General features: G+C 72.6%; 17 protein-coding genes. 13 read left to right on the top strand and 4 right to left on the bottom strand.

What is annotated here, in order from left to right:
• The 10 genes from ACN9MM_RS22780 (at position 1) to ACN9MM_RS22825 (ending at position 10,670) form a co-directional block, all read left to right on the top strand.
• Positions 1-663, top strand: a complete 663-nt coding sequence (locus ACN9MM_RS22780) for an HAD family hydrolase (RefSeq protein ID WP_426365390.1) — start codon at positions 1-3, stop codon at positions 661-663.
• Complete coding sequence (locus tag ACN9MM_RS22785) at positions 660-1,652, top strand: branched-chain amino acid transaminase (RefSeq protein ID WP_426365391.1); 993 nt, start codon at positions 660-662, stop codon at positions 1,650-1,652. Before ACN9MM_RS22780 ends, ACN9MM_RS22785 begins: the two co-directional genes overlap by 4 nt.
• Before the next feature lie 51 nt (positions 1,653-1,703).
• Complete coding sequence (locus tag ACN9MM_RS22790) at positions 1,704-2,666, top strand: quinone oxidoreductase family protein (RefSeq protein WP_426365392.1); 963 nt, start codon at positions 1,704-1,706, stop codon at positions 2,664-2,666.
• A gap of 80 nt (positions 2,667-2,746) precedes the next feature.
• Positions 2,747-3,601, top strand: a complete 855-nt coding sequence (locus tag ACN9MM_RS22795; RefSeq protein ID WP_426365394.1) for an aldo/keto reductase — start codon at positions 2,747-2,749, stop codon at positions 3,599-3,601.
• Positions 3,598-4,857 (top strand): ATP-grasp domain-containing protein, encoded by a 1,260-nt coding sequence (locus ACN9MM_RS22800; RefSeq protein ID WP_426365396.1) that lies wholly within the window; start codon positions 3,598-3,600, stop codon positions 4,855-4,857. Before ACN9MM_RS22795 ends, ACN9MM_RS22800 begins: the two co-directional genes overlap by 4 nt.
• Positions 4,858-4,890: 33 nt before the next feature.
• The gene (locus tag ACN9MM_RS22805) at positions 4,891-5,850 is read left to right on the top strand and encodes a TauD/TfdA family dioxygenase (protein WP_426365398.1); all 960 of its coding nucleotides are present in this window, start codon (positions 4,891-4,893) and stop codon (positions 5,848-5,850) included.
• Positions 5,851-5,994: 144 nt separating this feature from the next.
• Positions 5,995-7,242: an ATP-grasp domain-containing protein gene (locus tag ACN9MM_RS22810; protein WP_426365399.1), complete on the top strand. Its 1,248-nt coding sequence runs from the start codon at positions 5,995-5,997 to the stop codon at positions 7,240-7,242.
• A 32-nt stretch (positions 7,243-7,274) separates the two neighbouring features.
• A complete protein-coding gene (locus tag ACN9MM_RS22815) occupies positions 7,275-8,549 on the top strand; it encodes an MFS transporter (RefSeq protein ID WP_426365400.1) in 1,275 nt (424 codons plus the stop codon).
• Positions 8,550-8,553: 4 nt separating this feature from the next.
• On the top strand, positions 8,554-9,324 hold the full coding sequence (locus tag ACN9MM_RS22820) for an SDR family NAD(P)-dependent oxidoreductase (RefSeq protein WP_426365401.1): 771 nt from the start codon (positions 8,554-8,556) through the stop codon (positions 9,322-9,324).
• Complete coding sequence (locus tag ACN9MM_RS22825; RefSeq protein WP_426365402.1) at positions 9,321-10,670, top strand: hypothetical protein; 1,350 nt, start codon at positions 9,321-9,323, stop codon at positions 10,668-10,670. Before ACN9MM_RS22820 ends, ACN9MM_RS22825 begins: the two co-directional genes overlap by 4 nt.
• On the opposite strand, the gene ACN9MM_RS22830 is transcribed toward ACN9MM_RS22825, so the two are convergent.
• On the bottom strand, positions 10,654-11,679 hold the full coding sequence (locus ACN9MM_RS22830) for a hypothetical protein (protein ID WP_426365403.1): 1,026 nt from the start codon (positions 11,677-11,679) through the stop codon (positions 10,654-10,656). The genes ACN9MM_RS22825 and ACN9MM_RS22830 overlap by 17 nt on opposite strands.
• 425 nt (positions 11,680-12,104) lie before the next feature.
• Here ACN9MM_RS22830 and ACN9MM_RS22835 point away from each other — a divergent pair, with 425 nt between their 5' ends.
• Positions 12,105-12,557 (top strand): DoxX family membrane protein, encoded by a 453-nt coding sequence (locus tag ACN9MM_RS22835; protein WP_426365404.1) that lies wholly within the window; start codon positions 12,105-12,107, stop codon positions 12,555-12,557.
• Complete coding sequence (locus tag ACN9MM_RS22840) at positions 12,554-12,982, top strand: Zn-ribbon domain-containing OB-fold protein (protein WP_426365405.1); 429 nt, start codon at positions 12,554-12,556, stop codon at positions 12,980-12,982. Before ACN9MM_RS22835 ends, ACN9MM_RS22840 begins: the two co-directional genes overlap by 4 nt.
• Here ACN9MM_RS22840 and ACN9MM_RS22845 read toward each other — a convergent pair.
• Both ACN9MM_RS22845 and ACN9MM_RS22850 read right to left on the bottom strand, forming a co-directional pair.
• On the bottom strand, positions 12,952-14,910 hold the full coding sequence (locus ACN9MM_RS22845; protein WP_426365406.1) for a protein kinase domain-containing protein: 1,959 nt from the start codon (positions 14,908-14,910) through the stop codon (positions 12,952-12,954). The two genes, ACN9MM_RS22840 and ACN9MM_RS22845, sit on opposite strands and share 31 nt — an antisense overlap.
• Before the next feature lie 187 nt (positions 14,911-15,097).
• Positions 15,098-15,652: a nitroreductase family protein gene (locus ACN9MM_RS22850; RefSeq protein WP_426365407.1), complete on the bottom strand. Its 555-nt coding sequence runs from the start codon at positions 15,650-15,652 to the stop codon at positions 15,098-15,100.
• 161 nt (positions 15,653-15,813) lie between these two features.
• On the opposite strand from ACN9MM_RS22850, the gene ACN9MM_RS22855 reads away from it, so the two are divergent.
• Complete coding sequence (locus ACN9MM_RS22855) at positions 15,814-17,088, top strand: alpha/beta hydrolase (RefSeq protein WP_426365409.1); 1,275 nt, start codon at positions 15,814-15,816, stop codon at positions 17,086-17,088.
• 10 nt (positions 17,089-17,098) lie between these two features.
• Here ACN9MM_RS22855 and ACN9MM_RS22860 read toward each other — a convergent pair whose 3' ends face one another.
• Positions 17,099-17,728 (bottom strand): HAD family hydrolase, encoded by a 630-nt coding sequence (locus tag ACN9MM_RS22860; protein WP_426368805.1) that lies wholly within the window; start codon positions 17,726-17,728, stop codon positions 17,099-17,101.
• Positions 17,729-17,847: the final 119 nt, after the last annotated feature.

Below are 17,847 nucleotides of genomic sequence, written 5' to 3' on the forward strand. Positions count from 1 at the left end.
ATGGACCTGCGAGCGATCCTCCTCGACTTCGACGGGCTGATCTGCGACACCGAACAGGCCGCCCGTGACTCCTGGACGGCGCTGTTCACCTCCCACGGGCTCGACTTCCCCGACAGCCTGTGGCGGCGGATGGCGGGCCGGCACGACGGGGAGGAGCTGGCGCTGGCCCGGCTGGCGGCCGAACGGGGCACCCCCGTGCCCCCGGAGGAGCGGGAGCGCAGACGCGGGCTGAAGGCCGAGCTCTGCCGGGCGAAGGGACTGCGGCCGGGCGTCACGGCCCTGCTGGACGAGGCCGAGCGGCGCGGTGTCGCCGCGCACGTCGTCTCCAGCTCGTCCGCCGACTGGGTGGAGCCGCACCTGCTGAGGCTCGGCGTCCGCGAGCGCTTCGCCTCGCTGGTGACCGGCGACCTCGTGGAGCGGCGCAAACCCGCACCGGACCTGTACCTGCTCGCCCTGCGCCGGGCCGGCCTGTCCCCACGGGAGGCGTACGCCTTCGAGGACTCCGCGGTCGGTCTGCGCGCCGCGCGCGCCGCCGGTCTGCGCTGCGTCGTGGTGCCGTCGGCCGCCGCCGAAGGCGCCGCCCTGGACGGGGCGTCCGCCGTACTCGACTCGCTCGACGAGTTCCACTTCGACCAGCACACGGAAGGAAGCCACTCCCGATGAGCGACACCCTCGCCCAGCACCCCGCGGCGCCCGTCGGCGGGGCGGGCGCCCTCGCCAGCCCCGGTGCCGGGCACCCGGAATGGATCTGGCGCAGCGGTGAACTGCTGCCCTGGGAGGAGGCCCGGATCCACGTCAACGCCGTCGGCCACGCCTCGGCCGCCGCCGTCTTCGAAGGCATCAAGGCGTACCGGGCCGCGGACGGCGAGCGCCTGCTGCTCTTCCGGCTGCGCGAGCACCTGGAGCGACTGAGGACCTCCGCCCGCATCTGCCGTCTCGACCTCCCGTACAGCACCGACGAGATGGTCGACGCGGTGGTGCGCACCATCCAGGCCAACGGCTACCGCGACGACGCCTACATCCGCCCCTGGGCCTTCCCCGAAGGCATCATCCGGGAGCAGATGGTGCCCGCCGGTGCCCGCTGCGAACTGGTCGTCGACACCTGGCCGTTCGACAGCGGACTCAAGCGGACCCAAGGCTGCCGCGCGGCGGTCAGCTCCTGGCTGCGCATCAGCGACGCCTCCACCCCGCCCCGGGTCAAGGCGTTCTCCAACTACCACAACGGCCGGCTGGCGCTGATGGAGGCGCGGGAGAACGGCCACGACTGGCCGATCCTGCTCAACGAACGCCACAAGGTCACCGAAGGCGCGGCCGCCTGCCTCGCGCTGGTCCGCGACGGCGTGGTGATCACCCCCTCGCTGACCAGCGGCGTACTGGACAGCATCACCCGCTCCACCGCCCTCACCCTGCTGCGTGAGCTGGGCGTGCCCGTCGAGGAGCGCGAGGTGGACCGCAGCGAGCTGTACCTGGCCGACGAACTGTTCTTCATGGGCACCGCCTGGGAGATCCTCCCGGTCACCTCGATCGACGGCCTGCCGGTCGGTACGGGCGCGCCGGGGCCGGTCACCGGACGCCTCGAGGCCGCGTACACCCGGCTGGTGCGCGGGGAGAGCGGCGAGCACCGCGACTGGTTCACCGAACTGCACATCTGAGACGCGGCCCCGCGGTGCCGGGCCGAGGAGCGATTCCAGGAAGGACGTGTGATGAGAGCCATCGTGGTGACCGAGCCGGGAGGCCCGGAGGTGCTGCGGTACGTGTCGGTCGCCGACCCCCGCCCAGGACCGGGCGAGGTACTGGTCGCGGTGGAGGCGGCCGGCGTCAACTTCATCGACGTGCAGCTGCGCTCCGGCCGCTATCCGGCCCGCTACCCGCTGATCCCCGGCCAGGAGGCCGCGGGCCGGGTGGTGGAGACGGGGCCCGGCGTGGACGGTCTGAGCCCCGGCGACCGCGTCGGCTGGGTCAACCTGCCCGGCGCGTACGCCGAACTGGCCGTGATCCCCGCCGTGCGGGCGGTACCGCTGCCCGACGACGTGGACGCCACGACGGCGGCGACGGTGCTGCTGCAGGGCATGACGGCGCACTACCTGGTGCACGACAGCCACCGGGTACGCCCCGGAGAGACGGTGCTGGTGCAGGCGGCGGCCGGCGGACTCGGGCAGCTGCTCGTGCGGTGGGTGAAACTGCTCGGCGGGCGCGTGATCGGCACCGCCTCCTCGGTCGAGAAGGCGCGGGCGGCGCGGGACGCGGGCGCGGACGAGGTCATCGGCTACGAGGACGTGCCCGCCCAGGTCCGCCGGCTGACCGGCGGCGAGGGCGTGGCGGCCGTGTACGACGGGGTCGGCGGGCCCACCTTCGAAGGCTCTCTGGGCGCACTGCGGCCCCGGGGGACGCTGGTGATGCACGGCAGGGCGGGCGGGGCGGTGCCGCCGCTGGACCTGGAGCGGCTCAACGCGGGCGGCTCGCTGAGCGTGACCCGCCCCAACCTCGACCACTTCATCGTCGGCTCCGCCGAACTGCGCACCAGGGCCGCGGAAGTACTGGACCGGGTGGCCACCGGAGAACTGACCGTCTCCTGCGGCACGGTCCACCCCCTGGAGCGGGCGGCGGACGCGCACGCCCGGCTGGAGAGCCGTCGCTCCACGGGCAAGCTCCTGCTCACGACGTGAACGCGGACCACACGGACGTGTCGACGGACGCGTCGACGAACGCGGGCACAGGCGTGCGCGCGCACACGAAAGGGAAGACGTTGACCCACCCCACCCTCACCATCGGAGGCGACCTCACGGTCGGCCGCCTCGGATTCGGCGCCATGCGGATCACCGGCCCGCAGGTCTGGGGCCCGCCCGCCGACGTGCCGGGCGCCCTCAAGCTGGTCCGGCGGGCCGTCGAGCTGGGCATCACCTTCATCGACACCGCCGACTCCTACGGCCCCGGGGTCAGCGAGGAACTGCTGGCCGAGGCCATCCACCCGTACCCCGAGGGTGTGGTCATCGCGACCAAGGCCGGCCAGAGCCGCCCCTCGGCGGCCGAGTGGCAGCCCCTGGGCCGCCCCGAATACCTGCGTCAGCAGGCGGAGCTGAGCCTGCGCAGGCTGCGCCTCGACCGCATCGACCTGTTCCAGCTGCACCGCATCGACCCGCTGGTCCCCCTGGCCGACCAGCTGGGCGCGCTCAAGCGGCTGCAGGACGAGGGCAAGATCCGCCACATCGGCCTGTCCCAGGTCTCGGTCGCCCAGCTGGAGGAGGCCCGGCGCCACGTCGAGGTCGTCAGCGTGCAGAACCTCTACAACCTCAGCCGGCGCGAGGACGACGACGTGCTGGACTACTGCGAGCGTGAGGGCCTGGCGTTCATCCCCTGGCTGCCCATCGACCGCGGTGCGCACGCCGCCGCCGAAGGCCCGCTGGCCGAGGTCGCCGCCGAGCTCGGCGCCACCCCCGCCCAGGTCTCCCTGGCGTGGCTGCTGCACCGCTCGCCGGCCGTCCTGCCGATCCCGGGCACGTCCTCCCCCGTCCACCTGGAGGAGAACACCGCCGCCGCCCGGCTGGAGCTCACCGCCGAGCAGTTCGCGCGCCTCGCGGGCACGGGGAGTGAGGCGGCGTGAGCATCCTGATCCTGCAGAGGAAGAACCTCAGCCGCCGCCGCCATCTGGAGCGGGCGAGGAGCTATGCCACCCAGCACGGCGAGCGGCTGCTGCTGATGATGAAGGACCCCACCTGGGAGTCCGCATACGTCGACCGGGTGGTCGTCGCGGACACCTCCGACCTGACGGAGACCGAGACCGCCGTCAAGCGGCTGGTGCACGACGAGGACGAGCCGATCCGCGCCGTCGTGACCTTCACCGACAGTGGGGTGCCCATGGCGGCCCGGGTGGCGGCCGTGCTCGGCCTGCCCGCGGTGAGCGAGCGCACCGCCTATCTGGCCCGCGACAAGTTCGCCATGCGGCAGGCGGCCGCCGAGGGCGGCGTCGCCCAGCCGGCCTTCGACCTCGCGCGGACCGTGGACGAGGCCAAGGAGAAGGCCGCCCGGATCGGCTACCCGCTGATCCTCAAGCCCTTCATCGGCTACGGAAGCATGTACGTCCGCAGGATCGACGACGAGCGGGACCTCGAGGAGCACTTCGAGGCGCTCAGGACCGGCGCATGGGAGGGCTTCGACTACGACCCGCTGTACGAGGAGGCCGTCCGGCTCTACGAGGGAGCCCTGCTCCTGGAGGAGTTCGTGCCCGGCGCCGAGGTCAGCGTCGAGTCGCTGATCGTCGACGGTGCGACCCGGGTGATCGCGGTCCACGACAAGCCGCTGCCCACCGGCCCCACCTTCGAGGAGGTCTACGCCTGCACCCCCACCCGCCTGCCCGCGCACGTGGTGGAGCGGCTGGAGGAGGCCACCGCCCGGGTGCACGAGGCGCTGGGCATCCACACCGGTGGCAGCCACGTGGAGTTCCGGCTGCGCGGCGAGGAGCCCGTGCTCCTGGAGGCCGCGGCCCGGCTCGGCGGCGGCCCGATCTGCCGCTCCGTGCAGCTCAGCACGGGAGTCGACATGGTCGGCGCGGTCCTCGACCTGGCCTGCGGCCGGTCGCCGCGGATCGAGCCGGCCGAGCGCACGACACACGTGGGCTTCTGGAACATCTTCCCCGCCGAGCCCGGCTTCCTCACCGAGGTCGAGGGCCGGGACCGGGCCGTCGAGGACCCCCGGGTGGACGAGATCCAGATCTACCGCGAGCCCGGCGAGTTCCTCGACGTCCCGCCGCGCACCTTCCAGAGCCACGGACACCTGATCTTCAAGGTCGACGAGGCCGAAGACCTGGACGGCACCTTCGAGGAACTGGTCCGCACCGTGCGGCTGCGGACGCGTCCCTGAAGTGTCTCCGTCCCCGCAATCATGGAGGAGTACGTGACCATACCCCTGCAGCTGTCCGAGCACTCCGTGGACGACCACACGCGGGACGTGCTGGCGAAGGAGATCGGCGAACGCCTCGCGGACGCCGCGTTCGACCCGGACCGGGAGACGGCGATCCTCGCCAGGGTCGGCGCGCACGCCCTGCGCGGCAGGCTGCCGGCGGACGTCCTGGACGCCGTCACCTCCTTCACCGGATCCGGCTGCCACGCCCTGCTGATCGACAACCTCGTGGTGCCGAAGGTCCCGCCGACCCCGGTGAGCGGCTTCTGCGACGAGGCGCCGCTGGCGGTGGTGAACGCCATCCAGTTCGGCATGATCCAGCTGCTCGGCCTGACCCCGTTCGCCGTCCCGTACGAGAACGAGGGCCGGCTGATCCGCAACGTCGTGCCCAACCCCGCAGCCGCCGGGCAGACCAGTTCCTGGGGCTCCGACGCCGAGTTCTTCTGGCACACGGACAACCCCCATCTGCCCTTCGGGGAGGCGGGGTTCGACCCCAGGCCGTACGTGCCGCGCTATCTGACGTTCTGCACGCTGCGCAATCTGGAGGAGGTCCCGACCGAACTGATGTCCGTCGAATCGGCGACCCGCACGCTGGACCGGGAACTCGGGCGGATGCTGGCCTCCGCCTCGTACGAGATCAGCGCCCCGGACTCCAACGACGTGTCCGACGGCGGCGAGCGTCTCGCCCTGCGCGGCGCTCCCGTCCTCGACCAGTCGGAGGCCGGCCTGCGCGTGCGCTTCGACCTCGGCACCACCAGCTCCCGCCGCCGTGAGGCGACGACCGCCCTCGCCTCCTGGGCCGACGCCCTCGCCGAGCGCCCCGCCTGGGAGCCGGTGCTGCGGGCGGGACAGTTCCTGGCCTTCGACAACTACCGGGTCCTGCACCGGCGCAAGGCGTTCACGGCCCGCAGCGGCGACGACGCGCGGTGGCTCCGCCGCTGCTACGCGAGCTGAGCGGCCCCCCACACCCCGGTGTCCGCAAGTCGCCAGTCCGCTAGCGGTCACCGCCCGGCCTGCGGCGCGGACCCGCCCGGCATGCCACCGTTTCAGCGACTCCCCCCACCTCACCGAACCCCCAACCCGAAAGGCAGCACAGCCATGCCCAGAATCGCCCTGATAGGCGGTAACGCCCGGCCGATCACCACCGCCCACGAGCTGGGGGTGGACGTCGTGCTCGTGCACGAGGAGGGACGGTACGAGCCGGACTTCGCCGACTACTGCTCGCGGATCCTCCACGCCCCGATCGGCGACAGCGCCGCCATCCTCAAGGTGCTCCGGCCCCTGCACGCCGAGGAGCCCTTCGACGCCGTCCTGTCGGCCACCGAGTACGCGGCCATCGCGGCCGGCGAGGTCGCCGACGCCCTCGGCGTGCCCGGCACCACCGCCCGTACCGCGCGCGCCCTCAAGGACAAGGCGGAGACCCGGCGGCTGCTCGACGAGCACGACCTGTCCCCGATCCGCCACGCCATGGTCGCCAGCGAGGAGGAGACGGCGGACTTCGCCGAGTCCGTCGGCGGCCGGATCGTCGTCAAGCCCGCGGACGGCGTCGCCAGCCTGCACGTCCACGTCGTGGAGTCCCGTGAGGACGCGGCGACCGCCTTCAAGCACCTGCGGGAGGCCGGGTACACGCGCGCCATCGCCGAGGAGTACCTCGAAGGGCCGGTGGTGAGCGTCGACACCTTCTCCTACCAGGGCCGGCACGTCGTCTTCGGCATGTCCGAGTACCAGATGAACGACCGCTTCGTGGAATGGGAGGTCAGCACGCCCAGCCGGGTCGCCGCCCCCCACCGTGCCGAGCTGACCGAGCTCGTCGGCCGGCTCCTGGACGTCGTCGGTCTCACCGACGGCCCCGCGCACAGCGAGTTCGTCCTCACCCCCGACGGCCCGAAGGTGCTGGAGTCCCACGACCGCTTCGCCGGCAGCGGCGCCCCCGAGCTCGTCCGCCGCGCCTGCGGCGTCGACCTGTACCGGATGTTCCTCGCCGTCCAGCTGGGCTTCGAGGAGCTGCCGCAGACCTCGCCCGTCAACGACCACGGGGCCGCGATCCGCTTCTTCACCCCGCAGCCCGGCACCCTCAAGGAGATCACCGGCCTCGACACCGTCGACGCCCTCGTCCTCACCGTTCCCCCGGGCGAGGCCAAGGGCAACATCGTGCCGCTGCTCTCCCGGACCCGGGAGGCCGAGGTCGTGGTCGTCATCACCCGCCACCCCGGCGACACCCTGCCCGAGCTGCGGTCGGTGAAGGACTGCAGCTCCGGCTACGTGATCGCCACCGGCAAGGACGCCGACGAGGCCACCGCCATCTGCGAGCGCGTCGTCAGCCAGATCTGCTTCCACGTCGAATAGGCCGACGGGCCCGAGCAGAGGAGAACCAGGGAATGACCACCCTTCAGCCCGCCACGCAGGCGGCGCCCCCCGCACCACCGTCGGTGATGCGCCACCCCGGCTTCCGACGGTTGTTCACCGCCGCCGCCGCGGGGAAACTCGGTACCCAGATCGGCTACGTGGCGATCCCGCTCCTGGCCGTCACGACCCTGCACGCCGGCGCCGGCCAGGTCGGGCTGCTCGCCACCCTCAGCACCCTGTCGTTCCTGCTGATCGGCCTGCCCGCCGGGGCCTGGGTGGACCGGATGCGCCGCCGCCGCGTCATGGTCACCGCCGACCTGTCACGGGGCCTGCTGCTCGGCTCCATCCCGGTGGCCTGGCTCATGGACTCCCTCACCATGAACCAGCTGTACGCCGTCGTGCTGCTCTCCGGAGTGGCGACCGTCTTCGCCGAGGTCGGCCAGCAGAGCTACCTGCCGCAGCTCGTCGACCGGGACCAGCTGCCCGCCGCCAACTCCGCCCTGGTCAGCGTGGACGCCCTGAACCAGCTGGCGGGGCGCAGCGTCGGCGGCTTCCTCGTACAGCTGGTGGCCGCGCCCGCCGCGATCGCGGTGAACGCGCTCACCGACCTGTGGTCGGCGGCGTGGATCGCGACGATCCGCCATCCTGACGTACGCCCCGAGCGGGCCGCGCAGCGCAGCCTCGTCAAGGAGGTCAACGAGGGGCTGCGGTTCGTCCTCAAGCAGCCGGTGCTGCGCGCCGTCGCGATGGCCGGCGCGATGAACAACCTCTCCATCCAGGTCAGCGTCACCATGCTGCCGGTGGTCTTCGTCAGCGAACTCGGACTCTCCGAGGGCGTCGTCGGCCTCTACCTCGCCGTCGGCGGCATCGGAGTGTTCCTGGGCGCGCGGTCCTCCCGCCGGATCGGCGAGCGGCTCGGCCAAGGCCGCACCCTGTGGATCCTCGGGCTCGCGGTGGCCCCCTTCGCCCTCCTGGTGCCGCTGGTCGACCGCGGTGCGGGGCTGTGGCTGGCCGGCCTGTCCTGGCTGCTGACGACCTTCCGGGTCGGCGTGAACAACGTGATCCAGGTCAGCTTCCGCCAGCGCTGCACCCCGGGGGAGCTGCTCGGCCGGATGAACGCCACGATGCGCTTCCTGCTGACCGGTGCCCTGGCCGTCGGAGCGGCGCTGGCCGGCGCCCTCGGTGCCGCCGCGGGACCGCGCGCCGCGCTGTGGGCCGGTGCCATCGGCATGGCCCTGGTATGGATCCCGATCTTCCTTTCCCCGTTGCGCACCCTGCGCACCTGGCCCGACGAGCTGGAGAACTGAACCGATGTCCCCTACCGCGGTCATCACCGGAGCGAGCGGAGGCATCGGCGCCGCCACCGCAGAGTCGCTGGTCAAGGCCGGCTACGACGTGGTCGTCGTCGCCCGCCGCGCCGACCGGCTGACGGACCTCGCCGCCCGCACGGGCGGCCGGGCCCACCAGCTCGACGTCACCGACGCCTCGGCCGTCGCCGGGTTCGCCGCCACCCTCGACAGCTGCGACGTGCTGGTGAACATCGCCGGCGGCGCCTTCGACGCGTCTCCCGTGGCGACGGGAGACCCGGCGTCCTGGCTCTCGACGTTCGAGGTCAACGTCCTGGGCACGCTCCACATGACGCAGGCGCTGCTGCCCCTGCTGGGGGCCGGCGGGGGCGGCACGATCGTGAACCTCACCTCCACGGCGGCGTCCGTCAACTACGAGAGCGGCGGCAGCTACAGCGCCGCCAAGCACGCCGCGCACGCCCTGTCCGAGACCCTCCGGCTGGAGCTGGCGGGACAGCCGGTGCGCGTCGTCGAGATCGCACCCGGCATGGTGCACACGGCGGAGTTCGCCCTCAACCGCTTCCACGGTGACCGCGCCAAGGCGGACGCGGTCTACGCCGGCGTCGACGGCCCCCTGCGTGCCGAGGACGTCGCCGAATGCGTGCGGTGGGCGGTGACGCTGCCCGCGCACGTCAACATCGACCGGCTCGTCGTACGCCCGCTCGCCCAGGCGGCGCAGCACAAGGTGCACCGGGGACCGATCTTCGCCACCACCACCGAGGAGAAGCAGCCGTGACCGACCGCGTCACCGAGGCGTACCTGGCGGCAGTCGCCTCCTCCGGGGAACTGGCGCACGCCATGGAGCAGACGGCGTTCCCGCCCGCGTTCGCCGCCTCCTGCGCCCACCGCCTGCTCCCGCGGCCCTGCTTCATCCCGGACCGGGAGATACGGGGCTTCGCCGACGAGCTCGCCCGTCTCTTCGACCTGCTGGTCTCCCTGCCCGGAAGGCTCTTCGACGGCGACCTGCGCCGGTACTGCGCGGCCCTGGGCATCGACGAGCGCAAGACCGCGCTGATGACGCGTCTGGGCGGCCACACCCCGCCGATGCACGGGCGCGCCGACCTCTATCACGACGGCGAGTCCTTCAAGGTCCTGGAGTTCAACCTGGGCACCCAGCTCGGCGGCACCGACCGCGCCGAGATCAGCCGGGCGCTCCTGGAGGTTCCCGCGTTCCGGGCCTTCGCGGAGGAGCACCGGCTGGACTACGTGCACACCGGCCGGGTGCTCGCGGGGCTGCTGCGCGAGGTCGCGGAGCCGGTCGCCCGTGGTGAGGAGCCGGTCGTCGCCTTCCTGGAGGCGGACGGCGGGCTCGCCCCGTACCGCCATCTCGTCGACTCCTTCGCGGAGATGATGAGGGGCCTGGGCATCGACCTTCGGCTCGGTGAGGTCGGCCAGACCCGTGAGCGCGGCGGGAAGCTGTATCTGGACGGCGCTCCGATCGACGTCGTGCTGCGCTACTTCTCCGTCGACCAGCTCTGCCAGGGCAGCGGAGGGGAGGAGGCCGCCGAGGCGGTGTTCCGGGCGCACGAGGCGGGCGGCACGATCCTCTACACGCCGCTGGAGAGCTTCCTCTACGGCAACAAGGGCACGATGGCGATGCTCTCCGACCCGCGCTGGCGCGAGGCGTTCACCGCGGACGAGGCGGCGCTGATCGACCGGGTCCTGCCGTGGACCCGCACGCTCACCCCCGGCCTCGTCGAGGCCGAGGGGGCGAGCGTGGACCTGCTCGACTACTGCCGCACCCGCAAGGACGAGCTGATCCTCAAGCCGCGCGGGGACTTCGGCGGGGCGGGGATCGTCCCGGGCTGGGAGCTCTCCGAGCAGGCCTGGAAGGAGCGGCTGGGCGAGTGCCTGGACGCGAGCTATGTCGTGCAGCGGCGCGTCCTGCCGCGCGCGGAGCCGATGTACGACCCGGCGACCGGCGCCCGCACGGACTGGGCGGCGACCTGGGACGCCTTCATCACTCCGCACGGGTACGCCGGCTCGCACATCAGGGCGCTGCCCCGCGAGCAGGTCGGCGTCGTCGGCATGGGCGCGAACCCGGCCTGCCGGACGACGGGGGTGTTCAGCTTCCCGGAGTGAGGGCCCCCATCTCCTCCTCGTCCGGCAGCAGTCCCAGGCGGGCGGCCTTCACGCCCGCCTGGAACCGGCTGACCGCGCCGATCTCCTCCGTGATCCCGGTGATGTACCGCCGGCAGGTCCGGGTGGCCATGCCGAGGCGTCGGGCGATGACGTCGTCCTTCAGGCCGGCGGCCATCAGCTGCAGGATCCGGCCGCGCAGCTCCGCCGCCGCCTGCTGGTAGTCGTGGCGGTGCGCCTCGAATTCCTGGGCCGACTGCCACATGCTCTCGAAGGTGCGGTACATGAAGTTCACGACCGTCGGATCGGTGACGACCGCCGCACCGGGGACCTGGCGGCCGCACCGCGCCGCCGGCACGAACACGGTCTCGGCGTCGAAGATGATCAGGCGCTCGAAGGCTTCGCCGGTGGTGCGGATCTGCGCGCCCTCCTCGGCGACTTGGCGCACGTAGTTGCGGGTGGTGAGGCTGGCGCGGGCGGTGTGCTGGTAGAGGGTGCGCATCTCCACACCGCGGTTCAGCAGTTCCAGCGTGGGGGGCAGCACCGCGCGGATGGTCTCCGCGCTGCGGCCGCCGCCGGGCTGCATGGTCACCATCTCCTTGGTGCAGCGGCGCATCATGAGCCCGACCTCCTGCTGGACGTCGGCGGGGTCGGTCAGTACCCGTATCGTCTCCTGGGTGCGCAAGGCCCGGGTGTGCTCGCGGTAGAGGCCGGTGAACTGGTCCAGGGTGTGGTGGAGCCGGGCGAGTTCCTGCTGGCCGACGTGAATTCGCTGCTCAAGCGGTAGTCGTAGTTCCACTTCTGCGACTTCCGGGTCGACCGGACGCCAGCCCCCGCCGGGATGCCCTTCGGCGAGAAGTCGAAGCTTGCTGAGGTGAACTCTTATCCGGTCGGCCGTGGCTTCGTCGCAGCCGATGTCCCGGGCTATCTCGGTGGTGTGGAATTCCCCGTGTTTGAGTGCGGCGGAGTACGCGCGCAGTGAGAAGACGGCGATTTCGGAGCGAGTGGTCAACAAAGCTCCCCCGTGCTTGATGTTGGCTCATTGCTTACTTGTCGAGAGCCTAGGCTAGGGGTTTGACCTTGGGGGTGGGGTAAGGGGTGATGGAGGTCTCGGTAAAGGGATCTTGAAATGGGCGAGCACCCCTGACCTGGGGTGCATGACCACATTCGCACGATGGTCGGAATGCCCCCGAGGGTCCGAGAGGTCCGCGCCCCGCGACGCCGCCGAGGAAGAAGAGGGCGCTGAGGGGCTTGCGTGCGCGCCGGCGGCTGGCTATTCCGGCCATCTTGCCGTGAGGGAAGGCGGACGGCTCGGCCGTCTCCGCCCCCGCCGGCCCGCCGCCTTCGCCGCTCGTCCGGGGTTCCCGCCCCTTGCGACCCGGGCCGGTCTGCGCTGAACTGACGTACCGTCAGATTCGCTTCACCGGGAGGGTCCGCATGCAGACCGTCTGGCTCACCGGCGCCGAATGGCTCGCCGTCCTCCGCATAGGCCTCGGCCTGTGGTGGCTGGAGAGCTGGCGCCACAAGGACAAGAAGGGCTGGTTCGAACGCGGCACCGGCATCGCCTGGGCGGCGGACGTCGCCGGCAAGCACAGGTGGCCGGCCGTGAAGAACGGCTTCGACACCGTCGTCGCCCCGCGGCCCCAGCTCATGGCGTACGTCGTCGTCTACGCCGAACTCGCCCTCGGCCTCGGCCTGATCAGCGGCTTCCTCACCCCCGTCGCCCTCGTCGGCGGCCTCCTGCTCAACCTCCTCTACCTCGTCCTGATGATCCACGACTGGGCCGAGCAGGGGCAGAACGCGATGATGGCGCTCATCTCCCTCGTCGCCCTCGTCACCCTGTCCTGGCAGACGTGGTCCCTCGACTCCGCGATCGGACTCTTCTTGTGACCGCGACGCCCGACATCGATGCCTTCACCCGCCCCTACTGGGATGCCGCCGCAGAAGGACACCTGCTCCTGCGCCACTGCGCCGCGTGCGACCGCGCCCACCACTACCCGCGCGAGTTCTGCCCGCACTGCTGGAGCGAGGACGTCGGCTGGGAACGGGCGAGCGGCCGCGCGACCCTCTACACCTGGTCCGTCGTCCACCGGAACGACCTCCCGCCCTTCGGCGACCGCGTCCCGTACGTCGCGGCCGTGGTCGACCTCGCCGAGGGGCCGCGCATGATGACGGAGGTCGTGGGGGTGGCGGACGGCGACCTCAGGATCGGGATGGAGCTGGAGGTCGCCTTCCGGCGGGAGGGTCCGGACGGGGACGTCACCGTCCCCGTCTTCGGCGCCGCTCAGATGGGTGAGACGTTCCGCCAGAGCTGACGCAGGTCGCCCGCGTCGCAGGCGGCCATCATCGTGAACGGGGGCCCGGCCAGGATGCACTGGCCCTTGCCCACGTTCATGAGCGTCCGCCCGTTGGCAGTCGTGGCCTGGATGCGCCACGACTGATCGCTGGAGCCGTCGCAGGGGGCCGCGGTGGCGCCGACCGTCCCGTTCGGGTCGAGGCAGTGGCCGCTCTGCCGGTTGACCAGCCGGAAGGTGCCGTTCGCGCCGGCCTTGTACGTCCAGCTGTACCAGATGGGCCTGGTGCCCTGCGCCGAACCGCACTCATAGGTGTTGGCGAAGACGCCGTATCCCGCGTTGTACTCGCCCAGACACGTGCCGTCCGACGCGTTCTTCAGGGAGTACGTCCCCGAGGGCGTCGAGCTGGTGGGCGGCGGAGGAGCGGGTGCCTGGGTCGTCGGCTTCGGGGCCGGACGGGTCGTGGTGCCGCCGGAGGAGCCGGAACCGGAGCCGGAGCCCGAGCCGCCGCCGGAGGAGCTGGAACCGCCGGACGTGGTGGTCCCGCCGCCGGACGCCGAGCCCGAACCGTCACCCGTGACGGACCCGCCCGCGCCCCCGCCGGAGTCGGAACCGCCGGACAGCGTGCCGCCACCACCCGCGACGCCGCCGCCGGAGGCGTCCGGCGGCGGGGCCGTCGACCCGGCCGGCGGTTTCGTCGACGGCTTCGCGGACGGCTTGGCCGAAGGCTTGGCCGACGGCGTCCCCGTCCCCGTCGACGGCGGCACGGAAGCGGGCTGCGAGGCCACCGAGGACGGCGACGCCTCCGGGGCCGCGCCCAGACGGCCGATCTCGTACGGGCCGAGCGCGACGGTCAGGGTGGTGCCGGTCGCCACGACGACGGGCACGGCGAACATCACCAGCTTGTTCCGCCGCCACCGGGGCGCGTCCGGAGCCGCCTGACCGGTGACCGCCAGCGGGTCCGGGGAGGCGGTCGCGGGCTCCCTCGGGGCCTGCGGGGTCAGCGAGGCCGTTGCGACGTCCCGGGCCGGGTCGGCCCGCTCCAGCTCTTCGAGCTGCTCGGCGGTCGGCGCCCCGGCGGCGAAGGCCGCCCGCGCCGCGATCCGCGCGGCGACGGCCTCGGGCCAGACGGCGCCCGCCGCCCCCTCCTCGGTGAGCGCGACGAGCTCGTCGGCGGTCGGCCGGTCCGCCGGATCCTTGGCGAGACACTTCTGTACGAGCTCCGCGAGCTCGGGGTCGCCCTCGGTGAGGCGCCCGAAGTCGGGCTCGCCGTGGACGACCCGGTAGAGGAGGTCGGGCCCGGAACCGTCACCGAACGGAGGCCGCCCGTTCGCCGCGTACAGCAGCAGGCTGCCCAGGGCGAACACATCGGCGGCACCGGTCAGCTGCCGGTCGGCGACGGCCTGCTCGGGCGCCATGTAGGCGGGGGTCCCGATGACCATGCCGGTCTTGGTCAGCCGGCTCTGGTCGGCGGCCCGGGCCACCCCGAAGTCGATGAGCGAGAGGCCGCCGTCGGTCAGCATCACGTTGGAGGGCTTGAGGTCGCGGTGCACCATGTCGGCGCCGTGCACCACCCGCAGCCCGGCGGCGGCCTCCCGGAGGAGGCGCCACAGGGCGCCACCGGAGAGCGGACCGGCGTTGAGGCGGATGGCCTCGTTGAGGGTGATGCCGGGGATGAACTCGGTCGCGAACCACGGCGGCTTCGCCGTGCGGTCGCTCGCGAGGAGCCTGGTGTTGGCACCGGTGGGAAGCCGGGCCAGGTTGTCGAGCTCGTGCCCGAAGTGGCTGAGGAAGTCGGGGTCCTCGGCGAGCACGGGAAGGACCCGCTTCACCGCCGCGAACTTCCCGGGCACGGCGCCGAGGTAGACCCGCCCCATCCCGCCGGACCCCAGCACACCGAGCAGCCTGAACGCCCCGATCTGACGCGGGTCGCCCGACTCCAGCGGCATTGCCCCGCTGCCGCGCAAACTGTCCGAACTCGATTGGTCTTCCGGTTCCCCCTGCATGGGCCACACAGTAGCCGAGGGGGTTTGCGACCTGAATGGAGGTCAAGTGGTCGTTGCGAGGCTGTTGTTGGGGGAGGACCGGAAGGTGAGGGTCCTGGGTTTCCGGTACCGCTCCGGCCCCTGATCCCCCCTACGGCGACCAGGGCGCGGACAGCAGATCGGCGACGGTGCGCCGGTCGCGGCCTTCCCGAGGCCCTCCGGCCGCCTTTCCCAGCGCGACCATGGAGACGATCGCCCAGCCAGGGTTCGGTGCCAGCTCCTTGGTCAGCCCCTCCATGTCGAAGGCCCGGAACTGGTGCGACGCGAGACCCAGCGCCTCCGCCTGGAGGGTCATGTGGGCGATGGCCTGGCCCAGGTCGTAGTCCGAGAACTCGGAGTAGAGCAGCTCCGAGTCACCCACGTGCCGTCGCGTCAGCGTCACGACCAGCAGCCCCGCGTTCGTCGCCCACCGCGCCGAGCTGGGCGCGAGGTGGCGGACCACCCGCTCGTGGCTCTCCTCGCCCGGCCGGCTCACGAAGAACCCCCACGGCTGGGAGTTCCCGGCCGACGGCGCCCACCGCGCCGCTTCGAGCAGCAGGCCCAGGGCCCGGTCGTCGACGGCGGCCGACGGGTCGAACTGGTAGGGGCTGAACCGTCCGGCCAGCAGAGGATGGAGGGGGCCGGACAGCTCCGGATCACGTTGCATGTCCCGGTCCAACCCTCCACTCCGCAGGCGTATTCCGGGCGTCCTGCCCGACCCGCACCGGCCCAGGGGGGATTCCGCGGTTCCGGGGTGGGGCTGGCCACACCGGCGGCCGGGGGGCCGTCGGATGTCCCGGTGGTCGACCGCTCCGTAGCGTCGTCGCCATGACCCACACCACGACCCGCACCCGCTTCCGGCAGGCGGCGCAGCGCCGGCGCGTACGCCGCTCCCTGGCCGCCGCGACCGCAGTCGTCCTCACGGCCCTCGCCGCCGCCCCGGCGGTCGCGGCGTCCGAGTCCCGTCCGGTCCGTCCCGCACAGCAGGGCACGGCGCGCGGGGAGCTTCTCGGTGTCACCCCCGTCGCCGACCTGAGCAGGGCCGAGGTCGCCGCGTTCCTCAAGGGCGCCGGGATCGACCCGGCGACCGTGCGGCACGGTGTGCGCGGCTACCGGATCACCTACCGGACCGTGACCCCACAGGGCGCACCGACCACCGCCACCGGCCTCCTGGTGCTCCCCGAGGGCGGCGAGCGCCGGCTCGACCTGGTGGCCGACACGCACGGGACGATGGTGCACCGCGACTACGCGCCCTCCGTCGCGGAGGACTTCGGCCTGTACGCGCCCTACCTGCACGCCGCCGCGGGCCGCGCCGTCGCCGCCCCGGACTATCTCGGGCTCGGCAAGGGCCCCGGCCTCCACCCGTACATGGACACCGCCTCCTCCGTGTCCGCCTCGCTCGACATGCTGCGGGCGTCCCGCACCGCCGCGCGCGAGCTCGGCCGGCCGCTCACCGGAGACGTGTACGGCACCGGGTTCTCGCAGGGCGGCCAGGTCGCCATGGCGCTGGGCCGCGAACTGGCACGGGGCGCGGACCGGCACTTCCGGCTGCGGGCGCTCGCACCGGTCGCGGGACCGTACGACCTGCGGGGCGCCGAGATACCCGCCCTTCTCGACGGCCGGGTCAACGACATCAGCGGTGTCTTCTACATGTCGTACTTCCTGACCGCGCAGAACCGCCTGCACCCCTTCTACGACGACCCGGCCGAGGTGTTCCGGCAGCCCTACGCGGGGTACGTGGAGGAACTCTTCGACACCCGGCACACCGAGGAGGACATCGTCACCCAGCTGCCCGGCTCGGTGAAGGAGCTGCTGACCGACGGCTTCTACGAGCGGCTGCGGCACCCGGACGGCGGTCTGCTGGCCGCGATCGAGGCGCAGGACGGGACCTGCGACTGGAAGCCGGCCGTGCCGGTCCGGCTGCACAGCGCGTCCGGCGACACGGACGTCGCGATCGCCAACTCCGTCGACTGCGCGGCCGATCTGGCCCGCCACGGTGTGAAGGCCCCGGTGATCGACCACGGGAAGGCCGACCACAACGGCTCCTTCAAGCAGGCCGGGCCCCAGATCGTGCGCTGGTTCGACGCGCTGGCGCGCCGCTGACCCCGGACGTCTAGAGCGCGACCCCCAGCCCCACGGCCGCCAGGATCTCCGGCGCCGCCTCCGCGAGCGTAGCGAAGTGCCGGTGCGCGTCCGGGTGCGGCACCGGGGTGTTCACGGTCCAGACCGTCATCCCGGCGTCCAGCCCCGACCGCACCCCGGACGGCGCGTCCTCGATCACCAGGCACTCCGCCGGGTCCGCGCCCAGCTTCCCGGCGGCGGTCAGGTACGGGACGGGCGACGGCTTCCCCTCGGCGACCGAGGCCGCGTCGACGATCAGCCCCGGGAACGTCAGCCCGGTCCGGTCGAACCGCCCCCGCACCCGGTGCTCGTAGTTCGACGTCACCAGCGCCCACCGGTCCGCCGGCAGACCGGCGAGCAGCTCGGCGGCCCCGTCGAAGGCCGCGTACGAGCCCGTACGGACGTCCTCGTCCTCCAGCGCGTGCAGGAGGGCGAGGCACTCGTCCGGGTCGGCGCCGGGCACGACGGCCGCGAAGGTCTCCACGGGCCGCGTCCGCAGCGCCACGGCGTACACCTCGTCCCCGTCGAGCCCGTGGTGCGCGGCCCACGCGTGCCAGACGCGCCGCTGGTTCTCGACGGCGTTCATGAGGGTGCCGTCGACGTCGAAGAGAACGAACTTCATGGAGGTCACGCCCGGGATCGTATGCCGTCGGCATCTGCCACGGCCCGGGGCCGGGGCATGGCCCCAAAGAGGGACAGGCGGTGTGGCACGGCGAACCTCCGCACCCCGGCGTGAGGGAA

Source organism: Streptomyces sp. E-08, from assembly GCF_049913095.1.
In the GTDB taxonomy this organism is placed as follows: Bacteria; Actinomycetota; Actinomycetes; order Streptomycetales; family Streptomycetaceae; genus Streptomyces.

Bases quoted from the DNA above. Each gene is read 5' to 3' on its own strand.
- ACN9MM_RS22785 (WP_426365391.1), top strand. From the start codon at position 660: ATGAGCGACACCCTCGCCCAGCACCCCGCGGCGCCCGTCGGCGGGGCG.
- ACN9MM_RS22860 (WP_426368805.1), bottom strand. From the start codon at position 17,728: ATGAAGTTCGTTCTCTTCGACGTCGACGGCACCCTCATGAACGCCGTC.
- ACN9MM_RS22810 (WP_426365399.1), top strand. From the start codon at position 5,995: ATGCCCAGAATCGCCCTGATAGGCGGTAACGCCCGGCCGATCACCACC.
- ACN9MM_RS22850 (WP_426365407.1), bottom strand. From the start codon at position 15,652: ATGCAACGTGATCCGGAGCTGTCCGGCCCCCTCCATCCTCTGCTGGCC.
- ACN9MM_RS22835 (WP_426365404.1), top strand. From the start codon at position 12,105: ATGCAGACCGTCTGGCTCACCGGCGCCGAATGGCTCGCCGTCCTCCGC.
- ACN9MM_RS22855 (WP_426365409.1), top strand. From the start codon at position 15,814: ATGACCCACACCACGACCCGCACCCGCTTCCGGCAGGCGGCGCAGCGC.
- ACN9MM_RS22780 (WP_426365390.1), top strand. From the start codon at position 1: ATGGACCTGCGAGCGATCCTCCTCGACTTCGACGGGCTGATCTGCGAC.
- ACN9MM_RS22815 (WP_426365400.1), top strand. From the start codon at position 7,275: ATGACCACCCTTCAGCCCGCCACGCAGGCGGCGCCCCCCGCACCACCG.
- ACN9MM_RS22820 (WP_426365401.1), top strand. From the start codon at position 8,554: ATGTCCCCTACCGCGGTCATCACCGGAGCGAGCGGAGGCATCGGCGCC.
- ACN9MM_RS22790 (WP_426365392.1), top strand. From the start codon at position 1,704: ATGAGAGCCATCGTGGTGACCGAGCCGGGAGGCCCGGAGGTGCTGCGG.
- ACN9MM_RS22845 (WP_426365406.1), bottom strand. From the start codon at position 14,910: ATGCCGCTGGAGTCGGGCGACCCGCGTCAGATCGGGGCGTTCAGGCTG.